Genomic DNA, 24,866 nt, shown 5'->3' on the forward strand with positions numbered 1-24,866 from the left:
ACGACCCTTCACCGGCGGCCTCTGTATGCCGCGCGGATGGGATCTCACCCCAGCAAGGTATTTCTTTCGCTCCTGGTCCTTCCGCCTTCTCCGCTACCGGCCGGAACCGGGCATCGAGTTAGCAGTCAGTCCGTGGGAGTGCTAAGTCAATAATTAGCACTCCCCCGGGGAGAGTGCAAGCAGGGATTGCCCGGAAAGCCCTCCTGCGGCCTGCACTACGCTAGGAGCGATCAGCCGCCGGAGCGGGCGGCAGTTTCACTTCCGCTCATCCGGGCCCTGTTATCTGCGCCGTAGGTGAACACCATGTAGTTGGCGGCCGTGATGTCGCCGTTTGTATCGAAGCCGATCGGACCGGACTCGCCGTCGTAGTTCGCCGGATTGCCGGCCTTAATGGCGTCGGTACAGTCTTTATAGCTCTTGCACGGCAGGACCGTTCCCGTCTGGGCGGTGTCCGTTTCAGCTGCGCCCCGGCCCCCTTGCCCGGAAACCGCCACCAGATGCGCAGCAATGGACGAGCCGGCGTCGTCCTGTGCTGCAGCCGCTGCAATGGCAGCGAGGTTCACGGCGTCGTATGTCTCCGCGGCAAACGTCATGTCCTTGAGCCCGGGATCAACCGCCACCAGCTCTCCCTGGAAATGCGCCGAAGGGAACACGCCCGGCAGGATGCCGCGCGCACCCTCAAGGGCCTTGGATCCGAGGGCCGATCCATACTGGTTGATGGCACCGTCGCTGAGGATCAGTTTGCTGCCCGCCAGCCCCACATTGTTGAGTTCGGCTATGGCGCCCTGGGCGCCCGCGCGGGCCGCCAGGACGACGGCGTCAGGGCCTGCGGCTTTGGCGGCTGCAGCCGCCTGTTGTGCCTGGCCGGCCGTGAACCCGATCTCAGCAACGGTGCCAAGGCCGGCTGCCTTCGCCGCGGCGGCGACGGCGACGGAGACGTCCTTGCCGTAGAGACCGTCCTCATGCAGGATCGCGATTGTCCGGGCACCGGCGTCCTTGGCCAGCTTGACCAGCACGGGAGCCTGGGCAACGTCCGCTGCCGACGTACGGAAGTAGTATCCGCCGCTCCGGTACCGCGTCAGGCCGTGCGCGGTGTTTGCCGGAGAGATGACGGCCACCCTGGCCCGCGACAGGACATCGATTGCCCCCGGGGCCCGGCTGGAGTCAGTGGGACCGATGACGACATCCGCCTTGGCCGTCACAAGTTCCTTCGCCTGGGCGGTGGTGTCCTCGCTGATGTTCTCCGGCAGCAGTTCCACGGGCCGCCCCTTGTGGCCACCTGCGGCATTGATCTCCTGCACCGCCAGTTTTGCCGCGGCGAGCTGCGAGGAATTGAGGAAGGACTGTTTCCCGGTGTTGTCCAGCATCAGCCCTATCCGCAGCGTGCCGTCGCCGCCGGCGTCGACGGCATCAACCCGGGCGTTGCCGCTCGGACCGGAGCAGCCGGCAAGGACGAGCACCGTTCCGGCCGCAAGAACCAGCGCTGCGGAAATCCGCAACCGGGGCCTGACGGGGCGGGCGGGGATGTCTGCGCCATGCACTGCCGCAGTGGAAAGCATCAGGCCGGCCGGACGCTTTCTGCCTGGGGACCCTTTTCGCCTTCGCCGACCTCGAACTGCACGCGCTGCCCTTCGTCCAGGGCGCGGTAGCCCTCGCCCTCGATGGCCGACCAGTGCACGAAGACATCGTCTCCGGAGGCGTCAACGGTAATGAAGCCATAGCCTTTTTCGGCATTGAACCACTTGACGGTTCCCGTTGCCATGTTGCCCACTTTCCGGTTGCTTTGTCGGGCCCACGTCACTGTGCGCCGCTGGGACGGTCCGCTGTGGCGCGGCATCCGGAATCACTTTAGCCATTGCCGTTTGCCGGGTGCAGGACCGCGGCCTGCGAGCCCCCAATAGTTATTCAGGCGTAACCGAAGTGCGCTACTGGTAGCCGGGCCCGAGGACCACGACCACCGGCAGTTGGAACTCGGCCGATTCCACCAGCGAGGTGATTTTCAGGAGCTCCCCCAGGGCCTCGGCGTTCGCTTTTTGCTCAGCGCCGCTGTAGTAGATGACAGAGGATTGCTGCGGCATTCCACCCCAGTTGCCTACGGGGCCCAAGGTCCAGCCGTCACCTGCCACGGTGCTGCTCACGCGGCCGGCCAGCCCCGAAGTGGTGGTGCCGTTGTAGACGGCCACGGCCTGGGTCTTATCGAGGGCTTGCGCCTCGGCAGAAGGAACATCGGAGGGAGAGCCGCTATTTGCGAGCGTTTCGCTGGCGGAGGGAGTCGCACTTGGCTCCGCACTGGGAACGGCGCTCGGCGATGCGGTGTTCTGCGACGCCTCGGCGGACGGAGACGCCGAAGCACTGCTGAGCGCGGACCCTGCCGCCATCAGCGGGCTGCCGGAAGGAGTAATTCCCAGTTTGGGCAGGAACAGGAAGGCAACCAGTCCGATGGCGAGCGCGGCAATGCCGACGGCCAGGATCGGACCCAAACGGCGCCGGGAGGACTCGGAGGCGACCCGGTGTACACCCTGTCGTGAGGAGGTCTCCGGGACCCTGTCGAATTCATCCCGAGCGTATTTGGTCATGGTAAAACGATGTCCTTGTTGGTTCTTGATGAGTGCCCGGCCCTGACTGCTAAGCGTCAGAGCCCAGACGGCGCGCCGTGCGAGCCCGTTGGCGTGACGTACGTAGTCTACGCAGTCTCTTCACGAGCATGGGGTCGTGTGCCAGTGCGTCCTCGGTGTCAATCAGCGTATTGAGGATCTGGTAGTAGTGCGTGGCCGAGAGGTCGAACAGCTCCCGAATTGCCTGTTCCTTGGCTCCTGCGTACTTCCACCACTGCCGTTCGAGCGCCAGCATCTGCTGGTCCCGGTCACTCAGCCTGGAGCCCGACTTCGGTGCGGGCAGGGCGTAACTGATCCCCGCAGTTTCGCTGCCGGTGCCCGCCAGTGAGAGGTCATCACGCACTGGTTCGGCCACGGCAAAATCCTTCACTTGATCCGGTCAAAGTCACTTTCCATGGTACGGGCGAATAACACGCCTGTCATTTAGGCCGTGTCACGTGCACTGCGAGAATGGACTCGTGTTTGATTCTGAAGCGTTGTTCGAGCTGGAGCCTTCCGTTAAGGCTGTGGGGTTTGCTGAGATGGCGAGCACGCCCTTGGACCGCCTGGTGGCGGCAGACTGGGCCGCGGCGCTGGCGCCTGTTGAGGCGGAGCTGCGCAGTGTCCTGGAGTACCTTGCGGCCGAGGTGGCGGCCGGGCGCCAGGTGCTGCCGTCGCCGTCGAACGTCTTGCGCGCCTTTCAACGGCCGCTGGCCGCTGTCAAAGTCCTCATTGTGGGCCAGGACCCCTACCCGACCCCGGGCCACCCCATCGGACTGTCTTTCGCAGTGGAGGGGCACACCCGGCCCATTCCGCGCAGCCTCGCGAACATCTACAAGGAGCTCGAATCCGATCTCGGCCTCCCCGCGCGCGTCCACGGGGATTTGACCCGTTGGGCGGACCAGGGCGTGCTCCTGCTGAACCGGGTCCTGACAGTCCGCGCCGGGGCCGCGGGATCCCACCGTGGCAAGGGCTGGGAAGCGATCACGACGGCGGCGATCACCGCCGTCGCCGGACGCCGCGCTGCCGACGGCAACCCGGCGCCCCTTGTTGCCGTGCTCTGGGGCAAGGATGCCGAGAGCGTCCGCCCGCTTCTTGGAGACACTCCTGTGCTCACCAGCGCCCATCCCAGCCCCTTGTCCGCCGCGCGCGGATTCTTTGGATCCCGCCCGTTTAGCAAGGCGAACGAGGTACTCCGTTCGCAGGGTTCAGAGCCCGTCGATTGGGAGCTCCCGCCGGTTTCTTAGCCTAGGCTTACTTCCATGACTTCCCTCCCTGCCGCCACGTCAGCAAGCCGAAAATCGCGTCCCCAGACGAACCTCACGGTCCTTAGGCGCGAGGAACTCTCACCCCACATGGTGCGGATCGTGGCCGGCGGTGACGGCTTCTCCGGCTATGTGAACAACGATTACGTAGACCGTTACGTGAAGATCGCCTTCCCGCAGCCCGGCATCGAGTATCCCCTCCCCCTGGACCTCTGGGCCATCCGTGAGTCCATGCCCCGCGAACAGTGGCCGCACACCAGGACATACACGGTGCGCTGGGTGGATGAAGAGGCCCGCGAACTGGCCATCGACTTCGTTATTCATGGTGACGAGGGCCTGGCGGGTCCCTGGGCGGCGAAAGCCCGGCCAGGCGACAGCCTGGTGTTCACCGGTCCGGGCGGCGGCTACAACCCGGACCCGGCTGCTGATTGGCACCTCTTCGCCGGTGATGAGGCCGCCCTGCCGGCCATTGCCGCCGCGATTGAGGCGCTACCCGCGGATGCCCGGGGCCTGGCGTTCCTTGAAGTGGACAGCGACGCCGACATCCAGCCGATCACGGCCCCGGCCGGGCTGCAGGTCCAGTGGCTGACGCGGAACGGCACGCCGGCCGGAAGCAGCGGACTCCTGGTTAGCGCAGTGCAGGACGCCGCGTGGCCCGTCGGCAGGGTGCAGGTTTTCGCCCATGGCGAGCGCGGCTACATGAAGTCCCTGCGGCAGGTCTTCTACCGTGAACGTGGCCTTGACCGTGCACAGGTGTCATTGTCCGGTTACTGGGCAACCGGGCGGGTGGAGGACGATTTCCAGGCTGAAAAGAAGCTCCCCATCGGCCAGATCTAAGCCGCCGCACATGACGACCCGGAGGCAGCTCGGCTAGCGGCGTCGGGCGCGGCGGCGCTCGTTGCTGGCCAGGCTCCGGGTGAGCGGGCGGGCAAGCGTGTCACCGAGGACGATTCCTGCGGCCACACCCAGCACGATCGCACCGGCGTTCAGCATTCCGCCGGCGCCCACCAGGATCTCCGACTCTTCGATGGTCAAAACATACATGGAGCGGAATATAGTGAGGCCCGGCAGGAGGATCAGCGCCGCGGGGACCGCCACCACGAGTTGGGGGGCTCCCATTTTCAGCGCGATGACCCGGGCCAGGAGGCCGATGACCACGGCCGCCACGGCCGGCGAAAACCTGGCTCCCATGCCCATGAGCTCCGCGCCGAGCAGCACAAGATGGCCTATAACGCCCACAGCCGCGGTGGGTAGCAGCAGCTTCCAGTCGGTCTGCTCCGTGACGCCGATCGCCACCACGGCGATAGCCACCATGATGATCAAGGCCCACCAGGGATACGCCGGCGGGAATGTCTTGGTGACGTTAATCGGCTCCATCCCCGTCTTGTCCACCACCACGAAACCAACGGCGATTCCGGTGACCAACGCACCGAAGGTCAGCATGGTGGACAGGAACCGGCCGGCCGCCGTGACGGGGAAGCCGTTAATGGCATCCTGCACGGACGACACGAGGCGTCCTGTGGGCAGGAGCAGCAGGATTCCGCCCACCACCACAATCTCGGGCGCGATCTGGATCCCGACGGGAGTGCCAAAACGCCACAGCAGCAAGGCGATGAACGTGACCAGGAACGCGCATGACGCCGTCGTAAAGAAGTCCGGCACCCGCCAGCGGCCCAGTTGCCGGGCAAGCAGGCTGACCAGCAGGTTCGAAGCGAAAGCGACAGCGGACGCCCCCGGTCCGCCGCCCAGCACACCCACGAACATCGCCGAGAACACACCGAACGCCGCCGTCACCATCCAGCGGGGAAACGGCTTGGAGGCCCTGACAATCTCGTCCAGCCGGCGCACTGCCTCGTCGCGGCCCACGCCACCAGCCACAATCTCGGTAACCAGCTGGTGCACCTGGGCCAGGCCTGCGTAGTTGTTGGTCCAGGAGCGGACCACCCGAAGCAGCGAAATGGGGGTTTGGTCCTTGGGCGCATAGTTGATGGCCACCGACTGGTTGGTGATGTCCACTTCGATGTGCTTCAGGCCCAAGGCCGCGGTAACGGCGATAATGCTGGTTTCCACTTCCAGCGCGCCGGCGCCGTAACGGAACATAGACTCCGCCAGATGGAGCGCGAAGTCGATCGTCTTGCGCGCGGAGGTATCCACTCCCCCGACCTGGATCATGGGGTTGGCATACGGGCTGCCCGCGAGCCGGTCCACGATGCTCATGGGTGCGGTGGGCGGGTTTTCCCCCTGCACCAGCCTGCGCAGCATGCGCTTGGCGGCCGCGTTCTGCCGAACCTGGGACGCGGTGAGCGGCTGGGTCGCGGGCAGCGGCGTCGTGGGCGGCCTGCGGCGACCGTCTGGTGCTTTGGTCATTGCGGCCTCCTCAAGGGCTTCACAAAGGGGTTTAGTAGAACTGCTGGCCTGTTCGCCGGGTGTACAGCTGGCGGGCGACGCGTTCGCCGGCCGCCATCCAGGCTTTGTATTTCAACGGGCTGATGACCTGGTCATAGCAGCCCACGAAGTCGGTGACCGTCTTGCTGAAACTGGTCTTGAACAGGCCGAGCCCGTGGAACGGGTTGGAGGTGTCCTTGAGTTTGTCGCTGGGCGGCGTGCCACAGAAGTCGTACTCCGTGCAACCGAGGTCCTTGACCTGGTTGATGGCAGTCCACTGCACCAGATGGGAGTCTCCGTACTGGCTGCGCTTCTGGAGGGAACCGCCGTCCTTATACGTCCCTTTCCGGCCGTAGTTGATCACGAAGGCCCCAACAGAGGGGGCGCCGTTCTCGTAGACGAACATGAGCCGGCCCTGGCCCCGGTTGATGAAGTTGGTCCAGAACTGCCGGTAATACTCGTACTCACGGACCCTGACCTGCGACTTCGCTTCCACCGTGGTGGTCATCAGCGAGTACATGGCCCGGAAGTTCTCCTCGGTGGGCTCCACGTTGTGGACTTCCACGCCTTCCCGGATGGCCCGGCGCACAGCGTTGCGTCCCCGGGAATGCAGGTTCCGCAGCAGCTGGTTCTCCTCCGGTGCGATATCAAGCAGCGCGGTGGAGTCGTTGGGCTGCAGATTGTGCGTCTTGACCAGTCCGGCGCCTTCGATCACACGCTTTGCGTCCTCGGAAAGGACGATGTCCGGCTCAATCTTGATGGCAAAGACGCCAAGCTTTGCGCGCTTCACGAACTCCGCGTTGGCCGTGGCGATGCCCGGGATGTCTTCAACTGCTGCCACGTCCGGTCCCTTGATGAGGTACCAGAGCTTGCCCAGGACCGGGAAGGACTTCTCCAGCACCAGGTTGTAGCTCGTGTAGTCCGCGGTTTCGTAGACCAGGTGGAGGGGCTTCCAGCCGAAGTGTTGTTTGACCTCGGCGAACGCCTCAGACTGAAGCAGGTTTCCGCCGTTCGGGTTCGCAGTCACGTGGTTGTCCCAGTTGGCGACCTCCTCGGCGGAGGCAAAGCGGGCGGTGAATTCTCGCAAGTGCGCGGTGTCCAATCTTTGCGGTCGGTGCTTCGGCTGCATGCCGGGCATGCAAGGCACAAGTCTATCGGCCCTCCCTAGGAGGACGCTGACCGGGCAGTTCCATCCGGCCGTGCTTAGAGCCGGATCTGGTCCAGGGACTCGAGCCGCACAGCCAGTGGTTCCTTGCCCAGGGAGCGCTGGCTTTTTGCCAACCGGTCCGCATTTTCCAGCCTGGACAGGCTCAGTCCGGTCATTTCGGTGATCCGGGCAATGGGGACCTGGAAGGTGCGGAAGGGGCCCAGCGGCGGCGGCTCATCGGCCAGAAGCCGTTCGCGGATGGCCTTCTTGAGCTCCACCTTTCCCAGCAGCGGCGACTGGTCCAGCACGAACCCGGCAGCAGCGAGTTTTCCGTCCGTGGTCCAGGCCGCGATCTTCCAGAACTTCCGGGGTATCTGAACGCCGCGGTACGGCAGGTCGTCGTCCGCAAGCACCGGTCCCGTGAAGACGCTTAGCTTGGCGTCGTTGAGGTCGGCGTGACTCAGGACGTGGTTCTCCAGCCCCACCCACAACTCCTTGCCCTGGTTGAAGTCGTCAACCTGCGGCGCGGCGTTGGTGAAGGCGAAGGTGTCCTGGTTGGCGGCCTTGGCGGTCGCCGGATCGCCCCACACCGGATCCAGGCGCCGCACCAGGTGCCCCCGGTCAAAGGCGTTGTTTTTGTAGACGTCCGGACCCGCCTGCTGCTCCTTGGGAACCCGGGGATCGAAGTGCCAGGTCCCTTCCCGGGCCAACGCCACGAGCTCGCGTCCGTGAATGTTAACGCCGACGACGGCGGCGAGCTTGCGCGCCGGACGGAGCCGGACGGAAAAATGAATGTAGTCCAGCAATACCGTCGCCGCCCGCGGACTGGGCAGCTCAAGGCGTGCCCGCAAAAAGTCCCGATCATATCCCCCAGCCATAGCTACATAGTGGCACTCCTGTCACACAGTGAACAGAGCCGCGGACAGAAGCGGATGGGCAGGATCCGCGGACGCGCCCGCCGAAGGAATCCCCGGGGCCACGCCGGCTTGACTCGACCTGCCGTACTGGCAAGGGTTGAGGCATGCAGGCCCATCACGAACAGTCCATGCCCGGTTCCCGCGGCGAGCCCGGCACCAGTACTGAGCCGCGCAGCGCGGGCGTCCAGCTGGTGGGCCTGGTCGCGTTCCTTGGTGCCTCTGCCGTGGTCGCCTGGTTGGGTGCGCTGGCCACCCTGAACAATGTTGACGGCTGGTACGCCACCGCGGACAAGGCGCCATGGTCACCGCCCAACTGGGTGTTCGGCCCTGCGTGGACAATCCTTTATACCGCCATGGCCGTTGCCGCGTGGCTCGTCTGGCGGCGGCGTTCAGGGAGCACGGGACGCGCGTTGGCCGCCTACGGAATCCAGCTTGTGTTGAACCTGTCGTGGACGCCCGTGTTTTTCGGCCTGTATCCGGTGATGGGCACGGCGGCGCTCTGGCTGGGGCTGGCCATCATCATCGCCCTGATGATCGCCGTGACCGTGACCGTGCTGTATTTCGGCCCCATCAGCCGAACCGCCGGCCTGCTGCTGCTGCCCTACATCTCCTGGCTGGTTTTCGCCACGAGCCTCAACTGGTGGGCGGCCCTGCACAACTGATGTGGAAGCTGGTCACGCCACCGTGGCCAGGAACTACGGAATCAGCATTCGACGACGTTGACGGCGAGGCCGCCCATGGCCGTTTCCTTGTATTTGGAGGACATGTCCCTGCCGGTCTCGCGCATGGTCACGATCACCTCGTCCAGGGACACCCGGTGCGTCCCGTCGCCCCAGAGCGCCATCTTGGCCGCGTTGATGGCCTTCGCTGCCGCGATCGCGTTCCGCTCAATGCACGGAATCTGCACCAGCCCGCCGATCGGATCACACGTCAGCCCCAGGTTGTGCTCCATGGCGATCTCTGCCGCGTTCTCCACCTGCGCCGGCGTGCCGCCCATGACCTCGGCCAGGCCCGCGGCCGCCATCGACGACGCCGAGCCCACCTCGCCCTGGCAGCCCACCTCAGCACCCGAAATCGACGCCTGCTCCTTGTACAGCACCCCGACCGCGGCCGCGGTCAGCAGGAACTTCACCACAACGTCGTCGCGGTCCGCCTGGGTGGCCTTCTCCATGCCCGGTGCGAAATGCAGCGCGTAGTACATCACCGCCGGAATGATCCCGGCAGCCCCGTTCGTCGGGGCCGTGACCACCCGGCCGCCGGAAGCGTTCTCCTCGTTCACCGCCAGCGCGATCAGGTTCACCCACTCCTGCCAGTACTTCGGGTCCCGGTAGTCCGGGTCCTGGGAGTCCTGGTCCCGGGTCTCCTTCACCAAACGCTCATGCCAGTCCGGGGCGCGGCGGCGGACCTTCAGTCCCCCGGGCAACAAACCCTCACGCTTCAGCGACACCGCCACGCACTCCTCCATCACCGAATAGATGTGCAGCAGCCCCTCGCGGATCTCCGCCTCGGACCGGGAGGCGCGTTCGTTGATCAGCATGATCTCCCCGATGGACAGGCCCTTGGACTGGCACCGGCCCAGCAGCTCCGCCGCGGTCCGGAACGGCAGCGGAAGTTCCTTCTTGGACTCCTCCAGCTCCTGCTGGGCCGCGTCCTCCTCGCCCTCGCGGACAATGAAGCCGCCGCCCACGGAGAAGAACGTCGCCTGGTGCACGACGTCCCCGGCAGCATCCGAGACGGTGAACGTCATGCCGTTCGTGTGCCGCGGCAGGATCGTCAACGGCCGCAACACCATGTCCTTCACCCCGTACGGCAACTGCACGGACCCGGCCAGCTGCAGCTTCCCGGTCTCCGCGATCGCCGCCAGCCGTTCCTCCACTTCGGCCGGGAGGATCTTCTCCGGATGAAAACCCTCCAAACCGAGCAGGATCGCCGTCATGGTCCCGTGCCCGTGCCCGGTCGCGGCGAGGGACCCGTACAGATCCACCCGCAACCCGGCAATCTTCTCAAGGTCCCCGGAGGCCCGAAGTTCCTCCGCGAACACCGCCGCAGCACGCATCGGACCCACCGTATGCGAACTCGAAGGCCCGATCCCGATGGAAAAAAGATCAAAGACACCAACAGCCATGGCCGGGGTTCCTAACTAGGTCTAACTGTGGTCCGGCAGATGGTCCTGCCGGAGGGCAGTGCAACCGCCGGTGGGCGGCTGTACTGCCGGATACACGACGACGGGCGGCAGCTTATGGCGGCCGCCCGGCGTCATGATCTCTACTTCTGTAATACGGCCTCTAGGCGAGGTTGGCAACCGAGGGGTAGAGCGGGTGGGCGGCGGCGAGGGCCTCCACCCGTGAGCGCAGGCCGGAAAGGTCCGCGCCGGCGTCGGCAATCAGTGCCTCGGCGATGATGTCCGCCACCTCGGCGAAGGCTGCTTCGCCGAAACCGCGGGTCGCGAGGGCCGGGGTGCCGATGCGCAGACCCGAGGTGACCATCGGCGGCCTCGGGTCGAACGGCACGGCATTGCGGTTCACGGTGATGTCGATTTCCGCGAGGCGGTCCTCTGCCTGCTGGCCGTCCAGTTCGCAGTTGCGCAGGTCCACCAGGACCAGGTGGACGTCGGTGCCGCCGGAAATCACGTTAATCCCCTTGGCGGTGACGTCGGGCTGGACCAGGCGGTCAGCCAGGATCCGGGCACCGGCAAGGACGCGCTCCTGCCGTTCCTTGAACTCCGGGGACGCGGCCACCTTGAACGCTACAGCCTTGCCCGCGATCACGTGCTCCAGCGGTCCGCCCTGCTGGCCGGGGAACACTGCCGAGTTGATCTTCTTGGCGATGTCGGCGTCGTTGGAGAGGATGATGCCGCCGCGCGGACCGGCGAGGGTCTTGTGCGTGGTGGAGGTGACAACGTGCGCGTGCGGCACCGGTGACGGGTGCAGTCCGGCAGCGACGAGCCCGGCGAAGTGCGCCATATCCACCATCAGGTAGGCGCCCACGGAGTCTGCTATGCGGCGGAACTCGGCGAAGTCCAGCTGCCGCGCATACGCGGACCAGCCGGCAACGATCAGCTGCGGCTTGTGCTCCTGGGCCAGTCGTTCAACCTCGGCCATGTCAATCCTGTGGTCCTCTTCGCGGACCTGGTACGGGATGACGTTGTACAGGCGGCCGGAGAAGTTGATCCTCATGCCGTGGGTCAGGTGCCCGCCGTGGGCCAGGTTCAGCCCCATGATGGTGTCGCCCGGCTTGATCAGCGCGTGCATCACCGAGGCGTTGGCCTGGGCACCGGAGTGCGGCTGCACGTTGGCGTATTCCGCGCCGAACAGGGCCTTCACCCGGTCGATGGCCAGCTGCTCGATCACGTCGACGTGTTCGCAGCCGCCGTAGTAGCGCTTGCCCGGGTAGCCCTCGGCGTACTTGTTGGTCAGCACCGAGCCCTGCGCCTGCATGACGGCCCTGGCGGTGTGGTTTTCCGAGGCGATCATTTCCAGGCCGGTACGCTGGCGGACCAGTTCGTCGTCGATCTTCGCGGCGATCTCCGGGTCCAGCGCGGACAGGTCCGCGTCCAGGGACGGGGAAACCACCTGCTCGAATGCGACCGTTCCGGTGCCTGCGGCCGTGGCGGAGCCTGCCGCGCTCACAGTTCGCCGCCGTTCTTGGAAGCGTATTCCTCGGCCGAGAGCAGCGGGCCGTCCGATTCCGCAGCAACCTTGAAGAGCCAGCCGGCACCGTACGGATCGCTGTTGATCAGCGCAGGATCGTCGACGACGGCGGAGTTCGTTTCCGTGACCTCGCCGGTGACCGGGGAATACAGGTCCGAAACGGACTTGGTGGATTCGACCTCGCCGCAGGTCTCCCCTGCGGTCACCGTGGCGCCAACCTCGGGCAGGTCAACGTACACGATGTCGCCGAGCGCGTCGGTGGCCACGGCGGAAATGCCGATTGACACGAGGTTGCCGGCCTCGCGGGCCACCCACTCGTGCTCGTCGGAGTACTGCAGTTCAGCGGCTACTTTTGCCATTGTGTTCCTTAATCTCGTTACTTCTGTGGTCGGGTGGGGAGGCGGGTGACCGAATTCCTCCGCGTGCTGCTCCTTCGTCGCTTTGACGCACGCTTCCGGAATCCGCTCACCCTCCGCCTCCGGCCGTCAGTTCCGTGGGAACCAACGGCAGTGAAAGATAAAACAGTGGTCCGCCAGCTCCAAGTAGGCTGCCGGGTTCGACAAGCTCAACCCCCAATGATCGAGCTTGTCGGGTGGGGACAGGACAGCTGACGGCCCCCTTCGGGGCTGGCATCCGGAAGCGTGCGTCTAAGGGAGCGTCACGTCCGCCCAGCGGGCGTCTACGCGACCGAGCACGCGGAGGATGTCAGCCCCGACGGGGCCAGACGGCCCCGGGAACCGCTGACAGCCTAAGGCCTACTTTTGGCGCTTGTAGAAAGGCAGTGCGACGACTTCGAACGGCTCGGCCTTGCCGCGCAGGTCGATGTCCAGGGCGGTGCCCACTTCGGAGTGCTCGACGTCGACATAAGCGAGCGCTACAGGGTAACCAAGCGTGGGGCTCGGCTGGCCGGAGGTCACTTCGCCAACCACTGCGCCGTCTTTGAGGACCGGGTAGTGGCCGCGGCCGGCGCGCCGGCCCAGGCCCTTGAGACCCACCAGCTTGCGCCCGCTCGTGGAGCCGGCGCCGCCGGCCTTGAGTGCTTCCAGTGCCGCACGGCCCACGAAGTCGCCTTCCTTGGCGAGTGAGACGACCGGGCCGAGGCCTGCTGCGTAGGGATTGCCTTCGCGGGAGAGCTCGTTGCCGTAGAGCGGCATTCCCGCTTCCAGGCGCAGCGAGTCGCGGCATGCCAGACCGGCGGGGACCAGCTCGCCCTCATCGGCGACGGCCGCGATGGCCTGCCACAGGGCTGCGGCGTCGTCGTTGTCCACGAAGATCTCGAAGCCGTCTTCACCGGTGTATCCGGTCCGGGCCAGCAGGAGGTTCTTGGCGGCGCCGGCCACCAGGAAGGGAACTTCGACGGCGGCGTAGTACTTCAGTCCGGTTACCAGCTCGTGCTGGGCCGCCGGAACCAGGCGAAGCAGGATGCCTTCGGCCTTGGGACCCTGGACGGCGATCAGCGACGTCCGGGCGGAAGCGTCCTCCACAACAACGTCGAACTTTGCTGCCCGTTCGGCGAGCGCTGCGGCAACCACAACGGCGTTGCCGGCGTTGGGCACCACCAGGAACCGGTCCGTTCCGTTTCCGGCGGCATCCGCAGCTGCAGGACGCCGGTACGTGATGAGGTCGTCGATGATGCCGCCGTCTTCCTGGCAGATCAGCGAGTACTTGGCCTTGCCCACGGACATGGCGGAAATCTTTCCCACCAGGGCGTAGTCGAGGAACGCTGCGGCGTCCGGGCCGGTGACCCAGACTTCGCCCATGTGGGAGAGGTCGAACAGTCCGGCGGCGTTGCGGACGGCGTGGTGCTCGGCCAGTTCGGAGGAGTACTTCAGGGGCATCTGCCAGCCACCGAAATCGGTGAAGGACGCGCCGAGCTTCTTGTGCTCTTCATAGAGCGCGGTGTAGTTCTCAGTCATCGGGGGGAATCCTTAGTTTTCGAAGTCTTCGATGGGCGGGCAGGAGCAGATCAGGTTGCGGTCACCTGCTGCGCCGTCAATGCGGCCCACGGGCGGGAAGTACTTGTCCTGCTTCAGGTGGTGGACCGGGAAGGCGGCCTGCTCACGCGGGTACTCGCGCTTCCAGTCGGAGGAGACGACGGCGGCCGCGGTGTGCGGCGCGTTGCGCAGCGGGGAGTTCTCCACGGTGAAGTCGCCGCTGGCCACCTGGTCGATTTCCTGGCGGATGGTGATCATCGCGTCGATGAAGCGGTCGATCTCCACGAGGTCCTCGGACTCGGTGGGCTCCACCATGAGCGTGCCGGCAACCGGGAACGCGAGGGTGGGTGCGTGGAAGCCGAAGTCGATGAGGCGCTTGGCCACGTCCTCCGCGGTGACGCCCGTCTTGGCCGTCAGGGCCCGCAGGTCCAGGATGCACTCGTGCGCCACGAGTCCGCCTTCGCCGGTGTACAGGACCGGGAAGAACTCGTTCAGACGGGAGGCGATGTAGTTCGCCGCAAGCAGCGCGGACTTGGTGGCTTCGGTCAGGCCCTGGCCACCCATGAGCTTCACGTAGGCCCAGGAGATCGGCAGCACGCCGGCGGAACCGAAGCGCGAGGCTGAGATCGCGACGCCGTGACCGTCCTCGTGTGCGGCCTTGTTGGCATCGCCGGGCATGAACGGGGCCAGGTGGGCCTTGGCAGCGACCGGGCCGACGCCCGGTCCGCCGCCGCCGTGCGGGATGCAGAAGGTCTTGTGCAGGTTCAAGTGGGACACGTCGCCGCCGAACTTGCCGGGCTGGGCCAGGCCCACCAGGGCGTTGAGGTTGGCGCCGTCCACGTAGACCTGACCGCCGGCAGCGTGCACCGAGTCGCAGATTTCGCGGACGTCGGCGTCGTACACGCCATGGGTGGACGGGTAGGTGATCATGATCGCGGACAGCACGTCCTTGTTGGCCTCGATCTTCGCCTGGAAGTCGGCGTGGTCGATCGTGCCGTCGGCAGCGGTGGCCACCACAACCACTTTCATGCCGGCCAGCACGGCGGATGCCGCGTTAGTGCCGTGCGCCGACGCCGGGATCAGGCAGACATTGCGCTGGTCATCGCCGCGGGACAGGTGGTAGCCGCGGATCGCCAGCAGGCCCGCGAGCTCGCCCTGGGAGCCGGCGTTCGGCTGGATGGACACCTGGTCGTAGCCGGTGATCTCGGCGAGGTCCGCTTCCAGGCCATCGATCAGTTCGCGCCAGCCCTCGGTCTGGGAATCCGGGGCGAACGGGTGGATGGAGGCGAACTCCGGCCAGGAGATGGCTTCCATCTCGGCGGTGGCGTTCAGCTTCATGGTGCACGAACCCAGCGGGATCATGGTGCGGTCCAGCGCGAGGTCGCGGTCCGAGAGCTTGCGGATGTAGCGCAGCAGCTGGGTTTCCGAGCGATGCGTGTTGAAGACCGGGTGCTGCAGGTAGTCCGAGGAACGCCCGACGGCGGCCTCCAGAGCGAAGCCCGCGTCGCCCTCGGCGGCGTCGGCAACCTCGGCCCCGAAGACGGCGGCAACAGCGGCGACGATTTCCGGCGTCGTGGTTTCATCAGTGGAGATGCCGACCGTGTCGGCGTCGATGCCGCGCAGGTTGATGCCCTTGGTTTCGGCGGCGGCAACAATTTCAACGGCCTTACCCGGGACGCGGACGGTGATGGTGTCGAAGAAGCTGCCGTGCAGGACCTCGAGGCCGGCGCCCTGCAGCGACGCGGCCAGGGTGCGGGCCTGGCTGTGGACGGTCTCGGCGATGGCCTTCAGCCCGTCAGGGCCGTGGTAGACGGCATACATGGAGGAGACGATGGCCAGCAGTGCCTGCGCGGTGCAGATGTTGGACGTGGCCTTTTCACGACGGATGTGCTGCTCGCGGGTCTGCAGGGCCAGGCGGTAGGCCGGGGTTCCGGCGTTGTCCTTGGACACACCCACCAGGCGGCCGGGCATGGAGCGCTCGAGGCCCTTCTGGACCGCCATGTAGGCGGCGTGCGGACCGCCGAAGAACAGCGGCACACCCAAACGCTGGGTGGAGCCGACCGCGATGTCCGCACCCTGTTCGCCCGGAGGCGTGATCAGGGTCAGCGAGAGCAGGTCGGCCGCGACGGTGACCAGCGCGCCCCGCTCCTTGGCGGCGGCGATGATGGCGGCGTGGTCGAACACCCGGCCGGAAACGCCCGGCTGCTGCAGCACGATGCCGTTGATGTCGCCGTCGGGAAGTCCCTGCGACAGGTCCGCGACCTCCACCTCGAAGCCGAGCGCCTCGGCGCGGCCCTTGACGATGGCGATGGTCTGCGGCAGGACATCGGCGTCGATGACGGTCTTGCCGTCGTGGGCGGCCTTGTTCTTGTTGGCACGCCGCATCATGAGGACCGCTTCGGCCACGGCGGTGGCTTCGTCCAGCAGCGAGGCGTTGGCGATGGGCAGGCCCACGAGGTCCTGGACCATGGTCTGGAAGTTCAGGAGGGCCTCGAGGCGGCCCTGCGAGATTTCCGGCTGGTACGGGGTGTAGGCGGTGTACCAGGCCGGGGATTCCAGGATGTTGCGGCGGATCACCGCCGGGGTCACTGTGTCGTAGTAGCCCTGGCCGATCATCTGCACTGCCGTCTTGTTTTTGGCTGCCAGCTTGCGCAGCTCGGCGAGTACCTCGACCTCGCTCAGGGCATCCTGCAAAGTCAGGGCGACTTCCTGGCGGATGTCTTTGGGGACCGCGGTGTCTACCAGCGACTCGACGGTGTCGTAGCCGACGGACTTGAGCATGGTGTCGATGTCGGCCTGGCGGCGGGCGCCAATATGCCGGTCGACGAAGGTGGTGGAGGCTGAACTAACCGTCACGAAGGAACTCCATTACTAATGGCGGCGCAGGGTACGCCGCAGTGGTCCGGGTTCCTCCCCGCTCTGTATGGGACCTGAGAGTTTCCGCAGGACCGTGCTTTCGCACAGCTCCGCTTGCACCGTCGGTGAGCATGGCGTGTCCCGTCTGCTGCCTCCAACTGGGTTGGGGCACAAACGGACAGCCTGCTGCTTTCCAGAGTTGCCTTGCCGCGGCGGTACGTGGGCCTGAGAGATTCCTGGGGAGGGTTTGCTCCTACGGCGCCTGCTTGTACCTACTTGCAGAACTCTCCCGCCGCAGATCAAAGGCATATTTAGTTAGCGGTGACAACAGTCACAGCTGTAATTGTCCTATGCGCGGGTCCAGTGTGCAAACTCTGCCGTCCAGTCCGGCGCCGCATGACGGCTTGAGCCGCCAAGAGGGCCGCGGCGACGTCGGCGGGGGCGGCGGTCAGCCGCGGAGCCGCTCGACGGCGGCCAGCAGGCTGTCGACGTCGGCGCTCATCCCGGGCGGGGCGGCACCGGGGCCGCTGGCCAGCATGGCATTGAAATAGAGGCCGTCACCCATGTACAGCACTGCCTTGGCCATCGCCGGGCCGACGTCGCCGGCCAGCAGTTCGAGCCAACTCCCTTGAACGGCGGCGAAGCGATGCAGCGTTTCCTTGTGCGCCACTTCGGCGAGCCGTGTGGCAGCCACAAAGACCCGGTCCAGCGGAGTGTCAGCCCAGAGTGACGAGCGGATGAAGTACGCCGCGGCCCCTTCCGGAGCCTTCGCCATCGCGTCCAAATCCCCTGCCACCAGCACATCCATACGCTCCAGGAGGGCCGAAATCATGGCCTCCTTGTTCGGGAAGTGGTACAGCAAGCCGCCTTTGGAAACCCCGGCCCGCCTGGCGACGGCATCCAGCGTGGCGGCGCGTTCGCCCACTTCTATCAGGAGGGCTTCGAAGGCGTCGAGCACAGCTTCGCGTGCAACGGGTTTTCTGGCCATGGTTCCTATCATGCCCGCTCGCGGGGGCCCACTTCTAAACTATACCGTCCAGACGGTACAGTTAAAGCCATGGAAAGCTCCACTTCAACTTCGACTCCGGCAACCCGGCACTTCACGGCGGGTCCGTCCGGCTCGCCCGGCGCTGGCGGCAGCCGGGTTACTGCACCGAAGCCGGGGCGCGACTGGCTGGCGCTGGCGCTCCTGATGTTTCCGGTCCTACTGGTGGCCGTGGACAACACCGCATTGACGTTCGCGCTGCCCGCCATTGCCGGCAGCCTCGAGCCCACCGGTGTTCAGCTGCTGTGGATTGTCGATGCTTACCCCTTGGTCCTGGCCGGCCTCCTGGTTGCCATGGGGAGTTTCGGCGACAGGATCGGGCGCCGAAGGCTTCTGCTGATCGGCAGCACCGGCTTTGCCGCGGTCTCTGCGGCCACGGCTTTTGCCCCCAGCGCGGAATGGTTGATCGCAGGCCGCGCGGTACTTGGATTTTTCGGTGCGATGCTGATGCCGTCCACACTGTCCCTGATCCGCAACATCTTTCCGGACCCGAACCGGCGGCGGCTGGCCATTGCGATCTGGGCGGCAGGGTTCTCGGGCGGCGCGGCCTTGGGGCCGATCTTCGGTGGCTGGCTCGTGGAACACTACTGGTGGGGCGCGATCCTCTTGGTGGCAGTGCCCATCATGCTGCCCATCCTGCTGCTGGGTCCCGCACTGGTTCCCGAGTCCAAGGACCCCCGGCCCGGAACCGTGGACGGCGCCAGCATCGCGCTCTCCCTGCTCACCATGGTTCCGCTGGTCTACGGCATCAAGTCACTGGCGACGGAGGGCTTGAGCCCCGCGCCGGCGGCGGCCATGGGCTTCGGACTTCTCATGGGCTACGTCTTCGTCCGGCGCCAGAAACAGCTGGCCAGCCCGCTGCTGGACATGGGCCTCTTCGGAAACAGGATTTTCAGCACGGCCATTACAGCGAATGTCCTGGCACTGTTTTCGTTCAACGGCTTCATCCTGTTCCTGGCCCAGCACCTGCAGCTCCTGGAGAGGCTGCGGCCCACTGAGGCCGGGATAGCCATGATCCCAGCCCTGGTTGCCACTGTGCTTGCCGGCTTGCTCGTGGTCCCCCTGGTGCGCAGCACACGGCCCGGCTTCGTGGTGGCCGGCGGCCTCTCCCTGAGCGCCACCGGCTACCTCATGGTGGCGTTCGGGGACCATTCGGGCGGTCCGGCGATCCTGCTTGGCGCCCTCCTGGTCCTTGCCCTCGGGGTAGGGGCAGCCGAAACGATTTCCAACGACCTGATCCTGGGGGCCGTGCCGCCGGAAAAGTCGGGGGCAGCTGCGGCCATTTCGGAAACCGGCTACGAGATCGGCTCGCTGCTGGGCACGGCCGTCCTGGGCTCGATCCTGACGGCGTCCTATCAGCGGAATCTGGTCCTGCCGGACGGCATCCTGCTGGAGGGCGTCGCCGCCGGCGACGCCGGGCACGGGATCGCACAGGCGCGGGAGACCCTGGCAGGGGCCATGGAGCTGGCGCACTCGCTCCCGGCACCGCTGGCGGACGCCCTGACGTCGGCCGCCAAGGCGGCGTTTGAGTCGGGCGTCCATGTGACGGCGTCCATCGGGCTGGTGCTGATGGCGGGGGCGGCAGTCTTTGTCGCCGTCGTACTCCGCGGAGTACCGAAGGCGACGTAGCGCCGCCCCGCTTCAGTCCTCGACGAAGGCCTTGAGGGCGTCCAGCAGGCCGCTGAACCCCTCCTCCCGGCCCGCGGCCTGGTCTTCTTCGGTGAAGTAGGCGCCCTGCTCCGTCAATGTGAGCAGGGTGCCGTCGCCGTCGGGCGCCAGTTCCACCGTGCTGAGCGAAACGGACATGCGGCGTCCGTCGAGCAACATTTCGTAGGTGAAGACGATTCGTTCGTTCTCCACGATGTCCTGATAAACCGCATGCATGGTGGAGACGAAACCGCCCGGCGGACCGCCGACGTCTGTTTCCCTGCCGCCCTCCCGGAAGTCGAGGCTGGACTCGCCCTGGGTCCATTCGGGCGGACCGCCAAACCACTTCTTCTTGCTCGCGAAATCGGAAAAGGCGTGGAAAACGCGCGACGGCGGGGCATTCAGCCGGCGTTCGAGGCTGAAGCTTGCGTGCGTGATGGGGGTTGCCATGGCGTACTCCTTTGTTGTGGTTGCTAGGGCTTTGGTGATGCGGGTGGTTAGCTCCGATTCCGGGCCTCCGGCCCCCCACCGGAGTCATCAGCGCCGTCCGAGGTGCCGTCCGAGAGGAAGGCTTCCAGGCGGTCAATGCGGCGTTCCTGGCCCGTCCTTCGCCTGCCCAGCCAGTCCTCCGCCAGCCGGACCGACGCCGGTTCGATGCTGCAGCTGCGTACCCTGCCGATCTTTTCGGTTCTGACGAGGCCGCAGTGCTCGAGTACCTGCAGGTGCTGAACGATTGCGGGCAGGCTCATGGAGAAAGGCTTGGAGAGCTCCGAGACGGACGCCGGTCCCTCGCAGAGCCGAATGAGGATGGCCCTGCGCGTGGGATCGGCGAGCGCCTGGAAAATCGCGTCCAGTTCCGCACCGCCCGTCTCACGATTGTTAAGCACATACTTAAGTATTCCCCGAAACGTCCGGAAGTCAAGGGTCCTGCGGGAGATCGAAGGGCGCTCAACGGAAGCCTTCCCGCGGCAGCAGAAAGCCCGGCGCCGGAAACAATGTCCGGCGCCGGGCTTCCCTGGCGATGGTCGGCGACCGGAGTCGCCCTAGTCCTGCTTGCCGGCAGGCTTACTTGCTGCTCGGCTTGCTGTCGGGTGTGGTCACGCTGGCCGAGGCCTTCATGTTCTCCGCGCCCACCATCCAGGCGTACTGCTCCAGCTTCGAAATGAACTCGTGGAGCAGATCCGCCGTGGTGGGATCCTCCTCGTCGACTTCATCGTGGACCTTGCGCATGGTGCCCACGGCCGCCTCGAGCGCCGCCACGATGCGGTCGACGGCGTCCTTGGTGTTGATGAGCCCCTGCGGGAACGGTGCAAGGCTGGTGGTTTCCGCAACGGTGGCGCTGCGGCCGTCCGGCAGTGCGTGGAGTGCCCGCATGCGCTCCGCCATGTCATCGGCGAAGTTCCGGGCGGCATCGATGATTTCATCCAGCTGCAGGTGGAGGTCGCGGAAGTTGGTTCCCACGATGTTCCAGTGGGCCTGCTTGCCCTGGATGTGCAATTCAATCAGGTCCGCGAGCACAGCCTGCAGATTGTTGGTCAGCGTCGGTGATGCCTTCATTGATCCTCCTGGTGCGGTTGCTTGGTCTTTTGAAACTAACCCAGGCAGAACTGCGGCGCCACCGAATCTCGCGAGCGGCTTAACAAAATGATCATTCTTCATTTTTTCCTTGCCAAGTGCTTGCGTGGCGTGAATACTAAATGAACGTCATTCATTTAGTGACCGCCGTCTCACTGGAGTATTCGCCATGATTGAAATCACCTGCCTTGAACCGCCCGCGTCGCTGGCGCGGACCCGGCCAGCCGCACGTCCCACCCTTCGCGTCGCCGTGGTCCAGCACCGCTGGCACGCCGACCCTCACCGGCTTCGCGCGGAACTGGACGAGGGAATCGCACGCGCAACCCGGCTGGGGGCCACCGTCGTCTTCCTCCCGGAACTGACCCTCTCCCGTTACCCGGCGGACACCCTCCCGGAAAACAACACGGCACGGTCCTGGGCAACCCGCCCCCGCCCCTCGGACCTTGCAGAGGACCTGCTGACCGGGCCAACGTTCCGCTTCGCCGCGGAGGCCGCCCGCCGGCACGGCATCTCCGTCCATGCTTCCCTCTACCAGCGCGCGGACAACCCGGACGGCTCAGACGACGGCCTTGGACTGAACACCGCCATCCTGGTGTCCCCTCAGGGCCAGCTGCTGGCCCGCACCCACAAACTGCACATCCCGGTGACCGCCGGGTACTACGAAGACAAGTTCTTCCGCCAAGGCCCGGCCTCCGAGGATGCCTATGAAATCCACTCCCCCGCCGAGCTTGGCGGGGCCCGGCTGGGCATGCCAACGTGCTGGGACGAATGGTTCCCGGAGCTTGCCCGCCTGTATTCCCTTGGCGGGGCTGACATCCTGGTCTACCCCACCGCCATCGGCTCCGAACCGGACCACCCGGAGTTCGACACCCAGCCGCTCTGGCAGCAGGTCATCGTGGGCAACGGGATCGCCAACGGCCTGTTCATGGTGGCTCCCAACCGCTGGGGCAGTGAGGGGACGCTGGACTTCTACGGCTCCTCCTTCATCTCGGACCCCTACGGCCGGATCCTCGCCCAGGCGCCCCGCGACGCATCCGCCGTCCTGGTGGCCGACCTGGACCTGGACCAGCGCAGGGACTGGCTCACGCTGTTTCCCTTCCTGGCCACCCGCCGCCCCGACACCTACGGCCGGCTTACGGAACCGGTGCGCCATGACCAGCCGCTGGGCGGGGAAGCCCAGCCGCTGGGCGGGGAAGCCCAGGTGGCCGCGCCGGCTGAAACTGAGGTGACCGCATGAGCCGCTGGCGCATGCCCGCCGAGACTGCGCCGCAAGAGCGCATCTGGATGGCGTTCCCTACGGGCGGCTACACGCTCGGTGACACCGCCGAGGAGGCCCACGTCGCACGATCCGTCTGGGCCGCCGTTGCCAATGCCGCCGTCGAATTCGAGCCGGTCACCGTAGTGGTGACGCCCGACGACGTCGGCACCGCCGCGCGCTACCTGTCCCCTGCCGTTGAGGTGCTCACCGCAGACCTGAACGATGCTTGGATGCGGGACATCGGCCCCACCTTCGTCCTCGACGACGACGGGCGCCTGGGTGCGGTCGACTGGGTCTTCAACGGCTGGGGCGGGCAGGACTGGGCGCGCTGGGACAAAGACGCTCTGATCGGCGCGGAGGTAGCGGGCCGGTCCGGAGCCCGCCACATTGCCTCCTCCCTGGTCAATGAAGGCGGCGGCATCCACGTGGACGGCGAGGGAACCGTGCTGGTGACGGAAACCGTGCAGCTGGACCCGGGCCGCAACCCCGGACTGTCCAAGGCGGACGTGGAAGCCGAGCTCGCCCGGACCATCGGGGCCACCCGCGTCGTCTGGCTGCCCCGCGGCCTGGCCAGGGACTCGGAGCGGTTCGGAACCCGGGGGCACGTGGACATCGTGGCCGCCGTCCCCTCCCCCGGCACGCTGCTGGTCCATTCCCAGCAGGACCCGGAGCATCCGGATTTCGAGGTCAGCCGCGAAATCATCAGTTTCCTGTCCACCACCCGGGACGCCGCAGGCCGCGAGTGGAACATCATCGAGGTCCCGGCTCCCGCCACGCTGCGGGACCACGAGGGCTTCGTGGACTACAGCTATATCAACCACCTCGTGGTCAACGGCGGCGTGATTGCCTGCACGTTCGCCGACCCCAACGACGAAAAGGCGCTTCGGATCCTTGCCGATGCCTACCCCGGCCGCCGGATCGTGGGCATCGACGCCCGCGAACTGTTCGCCCGGGGCGGCGGCATCCACTGCATCACCCAGCAGCAGCCCGCTGCCTCCCCTAACATGTTGCCCTCCAGAAAGGCCCGGACATGACCCAAACCATCCGCCGCTCCAAGCTCGGCGCAGGTTCAGCCGGCGCTGACGCGCCCGGCACCGCGCACGGCATTACCGGAAAGGGACTGAAGGGCGGGCAGCTGGGCCTCCTCGCCGTCGTCGTCCTTGGCATTTCCACCATTGCGCCGGCCTATACGCTCACCAGCGCCCTGGGCCCCACCGTGAACGAGTCCGGGCTGCAGTTGCCCGTCATCTTCCTCATCGGGTTCATTCCCATGATCCTGGTGTCCCTGGCCTACCGCGAGCTCAACGCCGACTCGCCGGACAGCGGCACCACCTTCACCTGGGTCACCAAGGCCTTCGGCCCGTGGGTGGGGTGGATGGGAGGCTGGGGACTCCTCGCTGCGAACATCATCGTGCTGTCCAACCTGGCAGCGGTGGCGGTGGACTTCTTCTACCTGTTCCTCGCCCAGCTCACCGGGGCGCCGGAACTGGCGGACCTGGCCGCCAACAAGCTCCTGAACGTTGCCACCTGCTTCGTGTTCGTGGCACTGGCTGTCTGGGTGAGTTACCGCGGCCTGCACACCACCAAGATCGTGCAGTACGGCCTGGTGGGCTTCCAGCTACTGGTCCTCGGGCTGTTCGTCGCCATGGCCTTCGCGAACTGGTCTTCCTCGGAAACCTCCATCCCGTTCAGCTGGGAATGGTTTGACGTCACCAAGATCGAAACGTTCGGGCAGATCGCCGCCGGAATCTCGTTGTCCATCTTCGTGTACTGGGGCTGGGATGTCTGTCTCACCGTGAACGAGGAAACGGCCAACGGCAAGAAGACCGCGGGCATTGCCGGCACCCTCACCGCCGTCGTGGTCCTGGGCATCTACCTCCTGGTCACCATCGCCACCATGATGTTCGCCGGCGTGGGCACCGAGGGTGTCGGGCTGAACAACGAAGAGAACCACGCGAACATCTTCACCGCGCTGGCGTCGCCCATCATGGGCCCGTTCGCGATCCTCATGTCCCTGGCGGTCCTGTCCAGCTCAGCGGCTTCGCTGCAGTCCACGTTCACCTCGCCGTCCCGCAGCCTGCTGGCCATGGCGCACTACGGTGCCCTGCCGAAGCCTTTCAGCCACATGAGCAAGAAATTTGCGACGCCGGGCTTCGCAACGGTTGCTGCCGGCATCCTCTCCGCGGGGTTCTATGCGGTGATGCATGTGGTCAGCGAAAACGTCCTGAACGACACCATCCTGGCCCTGGGGCTGATGATCTGCTTCTACTACGGGCTGACGGCGTTCGCGTGCGCCTGGTACTTCCGCAACAGCGTCTTCAGCAGCGTCCGCAACTTCGTGCTGCGGCTGCTGTGCCCCCTGCTGGGCGGGCTGGGACTGCTGGTGGTGTTCCTGCAGACGGCCGCGGACAGCTGGGCACCGGAGTTCGGCAGCGGATCAGAGATCTTCGGCGTCGGGCTGGTGTTCGTCCTTGGCGTGGGAATCCTCGCCCTCGGTGCCGTGTTCATGCTCATCATGGCCAAGCTGCGCCCCGGGTTCTTCCGCGGCGAAACCATCCGCAAGGACACCCCTGCCCTGGTGGTTCCGGAGTAA

General features: G+C 66.0%; 23 protein-coding genes and 1 riboswitch. Of the genes, 7 read left to right on the forward strand and 16 right to left on the reverse strand.

Translation table 11 applies throughout. From position 1 onward, the window contains the following. Positions 1-230 precede the first annotated feature (230 nt). From WMN78_RS03620 to WMN78_RS03635, 4 genes are all read right to left on the reverse strand, one after another. On the reverse strand, positions 231-1,559 hold the full coding sequence (locus tag WMN78_RS03620) for an ABC transporter substrate-binding protein (protein WP_340532085.1): 1,329 nt from the start codon (positions 1,557-1,559) through the stop codon (positions 231-233). After that, positions 1,559-1,762: a cold-shock protein gene (locus WMN78_RS03625; protein WP_340532086.1), complete on the reverse strand. Its 204-nt coding sequence runs from the start codon at positions 1,760-1,762 to the stop codon at positions 1,559-1,561. The genes WMN78_RS03620 and WMN78_RS03625 overlap by 1 nt, the downstream gene beginning before the upstream one ends. 163 nt (positions 1,763-1,925) lie before the next feature. Next, positions 1,926-2,576 carry a LytR C-terminal domain-containing protein gene (locus tag WMN78_RS03630; protein WP_340532087.1) on the reverse strand — a complete coding sequence of 217 codons (651 nt, stop codon included), beginning with the start codon at positions 2,574-2,576 and terminating at the stop codon, positions 1,926-1,928. Positions 2,577-2,625: 49 nt separating this feature from the next. Next, the gene (locus WMN78_RS03635) at positions 2,626-2,910 is read right to left on the reverse strand and encodes a DUF3263 domain-containing protein (RefSeq protein WP_340532146.1); all 285 of its coding nucleotides are present in this window, start codon (positions 2,908-2,910) and stop codon (positions 2,626-2,628) included. A gap of 163 nt (positions 2,911-3,073) precedes the next feature. On the opposite strand from WMN78_RS03635, the gene WMN78_RS03640 reads away from it, so the two are divergent. Continuing rightward, on the forward strand, positions 3,074-3,841 hold the full coding sequence (locus WMN78_RS03640) for a uracil-DNA glycosylase (RefSeq protein ID WP_340532088.1): 768 nt from the start codon (positions 3,074-3,076) through the stop codon (positions 3,839-3,841). A gap of 15 nt (positions 3,842-3,856) precedes the next feature. Then, positions 3,857-4,696, forward strand: a complete 840-nt coding sequence (locus WMN78_RS03645; protein WP_340532089.1) for a siderophore-interacting protein — start codon at positions 3,857-3,859, stop codon at positions 4,694-4,696. 33 nt (positions 4,697-4,729) lie between these two features. Here the strand turns inward: WMN78_RS03645 and WMN78_RS03650 are convergent, their stop codons facing one another. From WMN78_RS03650 to WMN78_RS03660, 3 genes are all read right to left on the reverse strand, one after another. After that, on the reverse strand, positions 4,730-6,226 hold the full coding sequence (locus WMN78_RS03650) for a threonine/serine exporter family protein (protein ID WP_340532090.1): 1,497 nt from the start codon (positions 6,224-6,226) through the stop codon (positions 4,730-4,732). 31 nt (positions 6,227-6,257) lie between these two features. After that, positions 6,258-7,331: a lipid II:glycine glycyltransferase FemX gene (locus WMN78_RS03655; RefSeq protein WP_340532091.1), complete on the reverse strand. Its 1,074-nt coding sequence runs from the start codon at positions 7,329-7,331 to the stop codon at positions 6,258-6,260. Positions 7,332-7,447: 116 nt separating this feature from the next. Then, a complete protein-coding gene (locus WMN78_RS03660) occupies positions 7,448-8,269 on the reverse strand; it encodes a DNA/RNA non-specific endonuclease (protein ID WP_340532093.1) in 822 nt (273 codons plus the stop codon). 143 nt (positions 8,270-8,412) lie between these two features. Here WMN78_RS03660 and WMN78_RS03665 point away from each other — a divergent pair, with 143 nt between their 5' ends. Then, positions 8,413-8,970: a TspO/MBR family protein gene (locus tag WMN78_RS03665; protein WP_340532094.1), complete on the forward strand. Its 558-nt coding sequence runs from the start codon at positions 8,413-8,415 to the stop codon at positions 8,968-8,970. A gap of 41 nt (positions 8,971-9,011) precedes the next feature. On the opposite strand, the gene WMN78_RS03670 is transcribed toward WMN78_RS03665, so the two are convergent. The 6 genes from WMN78_RS03670 to WMN78_RS03695 form a co-directional block, all read right to left on the reverse strand. Then, positions 9,012-10,433, reverse strand: coding sequence for an L-serine ammonia-lyase (locus WMN78_RS03670; RefSeq protein ID WP_340532096.1), 1,422 nt, complete (start codon positions 10,431-10,433; stop codon positions 9,012-9,014). Between the two features lie 160 nt (positions 10,434-10,593). After that, complete coding sequence (glyA, locus tag WMN78_RS03675) at positions 10,594-11,937, reverse strand: serine hydroxymethyltransferase (RefSeq protein WP_340532097.1); 1,344 nt, start codon at positions 11,935-11,937, stop codon at positions 10,594-10,596. Then, a complete protein-coding gene (gene gcvH / locus WMN78_RS03680) occupies positions 11,934-12,317 on the reverse strand; it encodes a glycine cleavage system protein GcvH (protein ID WP_340532098.1) in 384 nt (127 codons plus the stop codon). The genes glyA and gcvH overlap by 4 nt, the downstream gene beginning before the upstream one ends. A 396-nt stretch (positions 12,318-12,713) precedes the next feature. After that, on the reverse strand, positions 12,714-13,874 hold the full coding sequence (gene gcvT, locus WMN78_RS03685) for a glycine cleavage system aminomethyltransferase GcvT (RefSeq protein ID WP_340532099.1): 1,161 nt from the start codon (positions 13,872-13,874) through the stop codon (positions 12,714-12,716). A 12-nt stretch (positions 13,875-13,886) separates the two neighbouring features. Next, complete coding sequence (gcvP, locus tag WMN78_RS03690) at positions 13,887-16,748, reverse strand: aminomethyl-transferring glycine dehydrogenase (RefSeq protein ID WP_340532100.1); 2,862 nt, start codon at positions 16,746-16,748, stop codon at positions 13,887-13,889. Positions 16,749-16,951: 203 nt separating this feature from the next. Continuing rightward, a riboswitch (glycine riboswitch) is annotated at positions 16,952-17,050 on the reverse strand. A 146-nt stretch (positions 17,051-17,196) separates the two neighbouring features. Continuing rightward, positions 17,197-17,736: a helix-turn-helix domain-containing protein gene (locus tag WMN78_RS03695; RefSeq protein WP_340532101.1), complete on the reverse strand. Its 540-nt coding sequence runs from the start codon at positions 17,734-17,736 to the stop codon at positions 17,197-17,199. A gap of 69 nt (positions 17,737-17,805) precedes the next feature. Here WMN78_RS03695 and WMN78_RS03700 point away from each other — a divergent pair, with 69 nt between their 5' ends. Continuing rightward, positions 17,806-19,422 (forward strand): MFS transporter, encoded by a 1,617-nt coding sequence (locus tag WMN78_RS03700; protein ID WP_340532102.1) that lies wholly within the window; start codon positions 17,806-17,808, stop codon positions 19,420-19,422. Positions 19,423-19,434: 12 nt separating this feature from the next. Here WMN78_RS03700 and WMN78_RS03705 read toward each other — a convergent pair whose 3' ends face one another. From WMN78_RS03705 to WMN78_RS03715, 3 genes are all read right to left on the reverse strand, one after another. Next, a complete protein-coding gene (locus WMN78_RS03705; RefSeq protein WP_340532103.1) occupies positions 19,435-19,890 on the reverse strand; it encodes an SRPBCC family protein in 456 nt (151 codons plus the stop codon). A 47-nt stretch (positions 19,891-19,937) separates the two neighbouring features. Next, positions 19,938-20,327 carry a metalloregulator ArsR/SmtB family transcription factor gene (locus WMN78_RS03710; protein WP_340532104.1) on the reverse strand — a complete coding sequence of 130 codons (390 nt, stop codon included), beginning with the start codon at positions 20,325-20,327 and terminating at the stop codon, positions 19,938-19,940. 178 nt (positions 20,328-20,505) lie between these two features. Beyond that, entirely contained in the window at positions 20,506-20,997 is a 492-nt protein-coding gene (locus WMN78_RS03715) for a DNA starvation/stationary phase protection protein (protein WP_340532105.1), read from the reverse strand. A gap of 187 nt (positions 20,998-21,184) precedes the next feature. Here WMN78_RS03715 and WMN78_RS03720 point away from each other — a divergent pair, with 187 nt between their 5' ends. Genes WMN78_RS03720 through WMN78_RS03730 form a run of 3 tightly spaced genes read left to right on the forward strand, consistent with a single transcriptional unit; the run spans position 21,185 to position 24,866 of the window. Next, on the forward strand, positions 21,185-22,252 hold the full coding sequence (locus WMN78_RS03720) for a nitrilase-related carbon-nitrogen hydrolase (protein ID WP_340532106.1): 1,068 nt from the start codon (positions 21,185-21,187) through the stop codon (positions 22,250-22,252). Beyond that, positions 22,249-23,307: an agmatine deiminase family protein gene (locus tag WMN78_RS03725; protein WP_340532107.1), complete on the forward strand. Its 1,059-nt coding sequence runs from the start codon at positions 22,249-22,251 to the stop codon at positions 23,305-23,307. The genes WMN78_RS03720 and WMN78_RS03725 overlap by 4 nt, the downstream gene beginning before the upstream one ends. Then, positions 23,304-24,866 (forward strand): APC family permease, encoded by a 1,563-nt coding sequence (locus WMN78_RS03730; RefSeq protein WP_340532108.1) that lies wholly within the window; start codon positions 23,304-23,306, stop codon positions 24,864-24,866. The genes WMN78_RS03725 and WMN78_RS03730 overlap by 4 nt, the downstream gene beginning before the upstream one ends.

It is taken from the genome of Arthrobacter oryzae (assembly GCF_037911235.1).
Taxonomy (GTDB): domain Bacteria; phylum Actinomycetota; class Actinomycetes; order Actinomycetales; family Micrococcaceae; genus Arthrobacter; species Arthrobacter oryzae_E.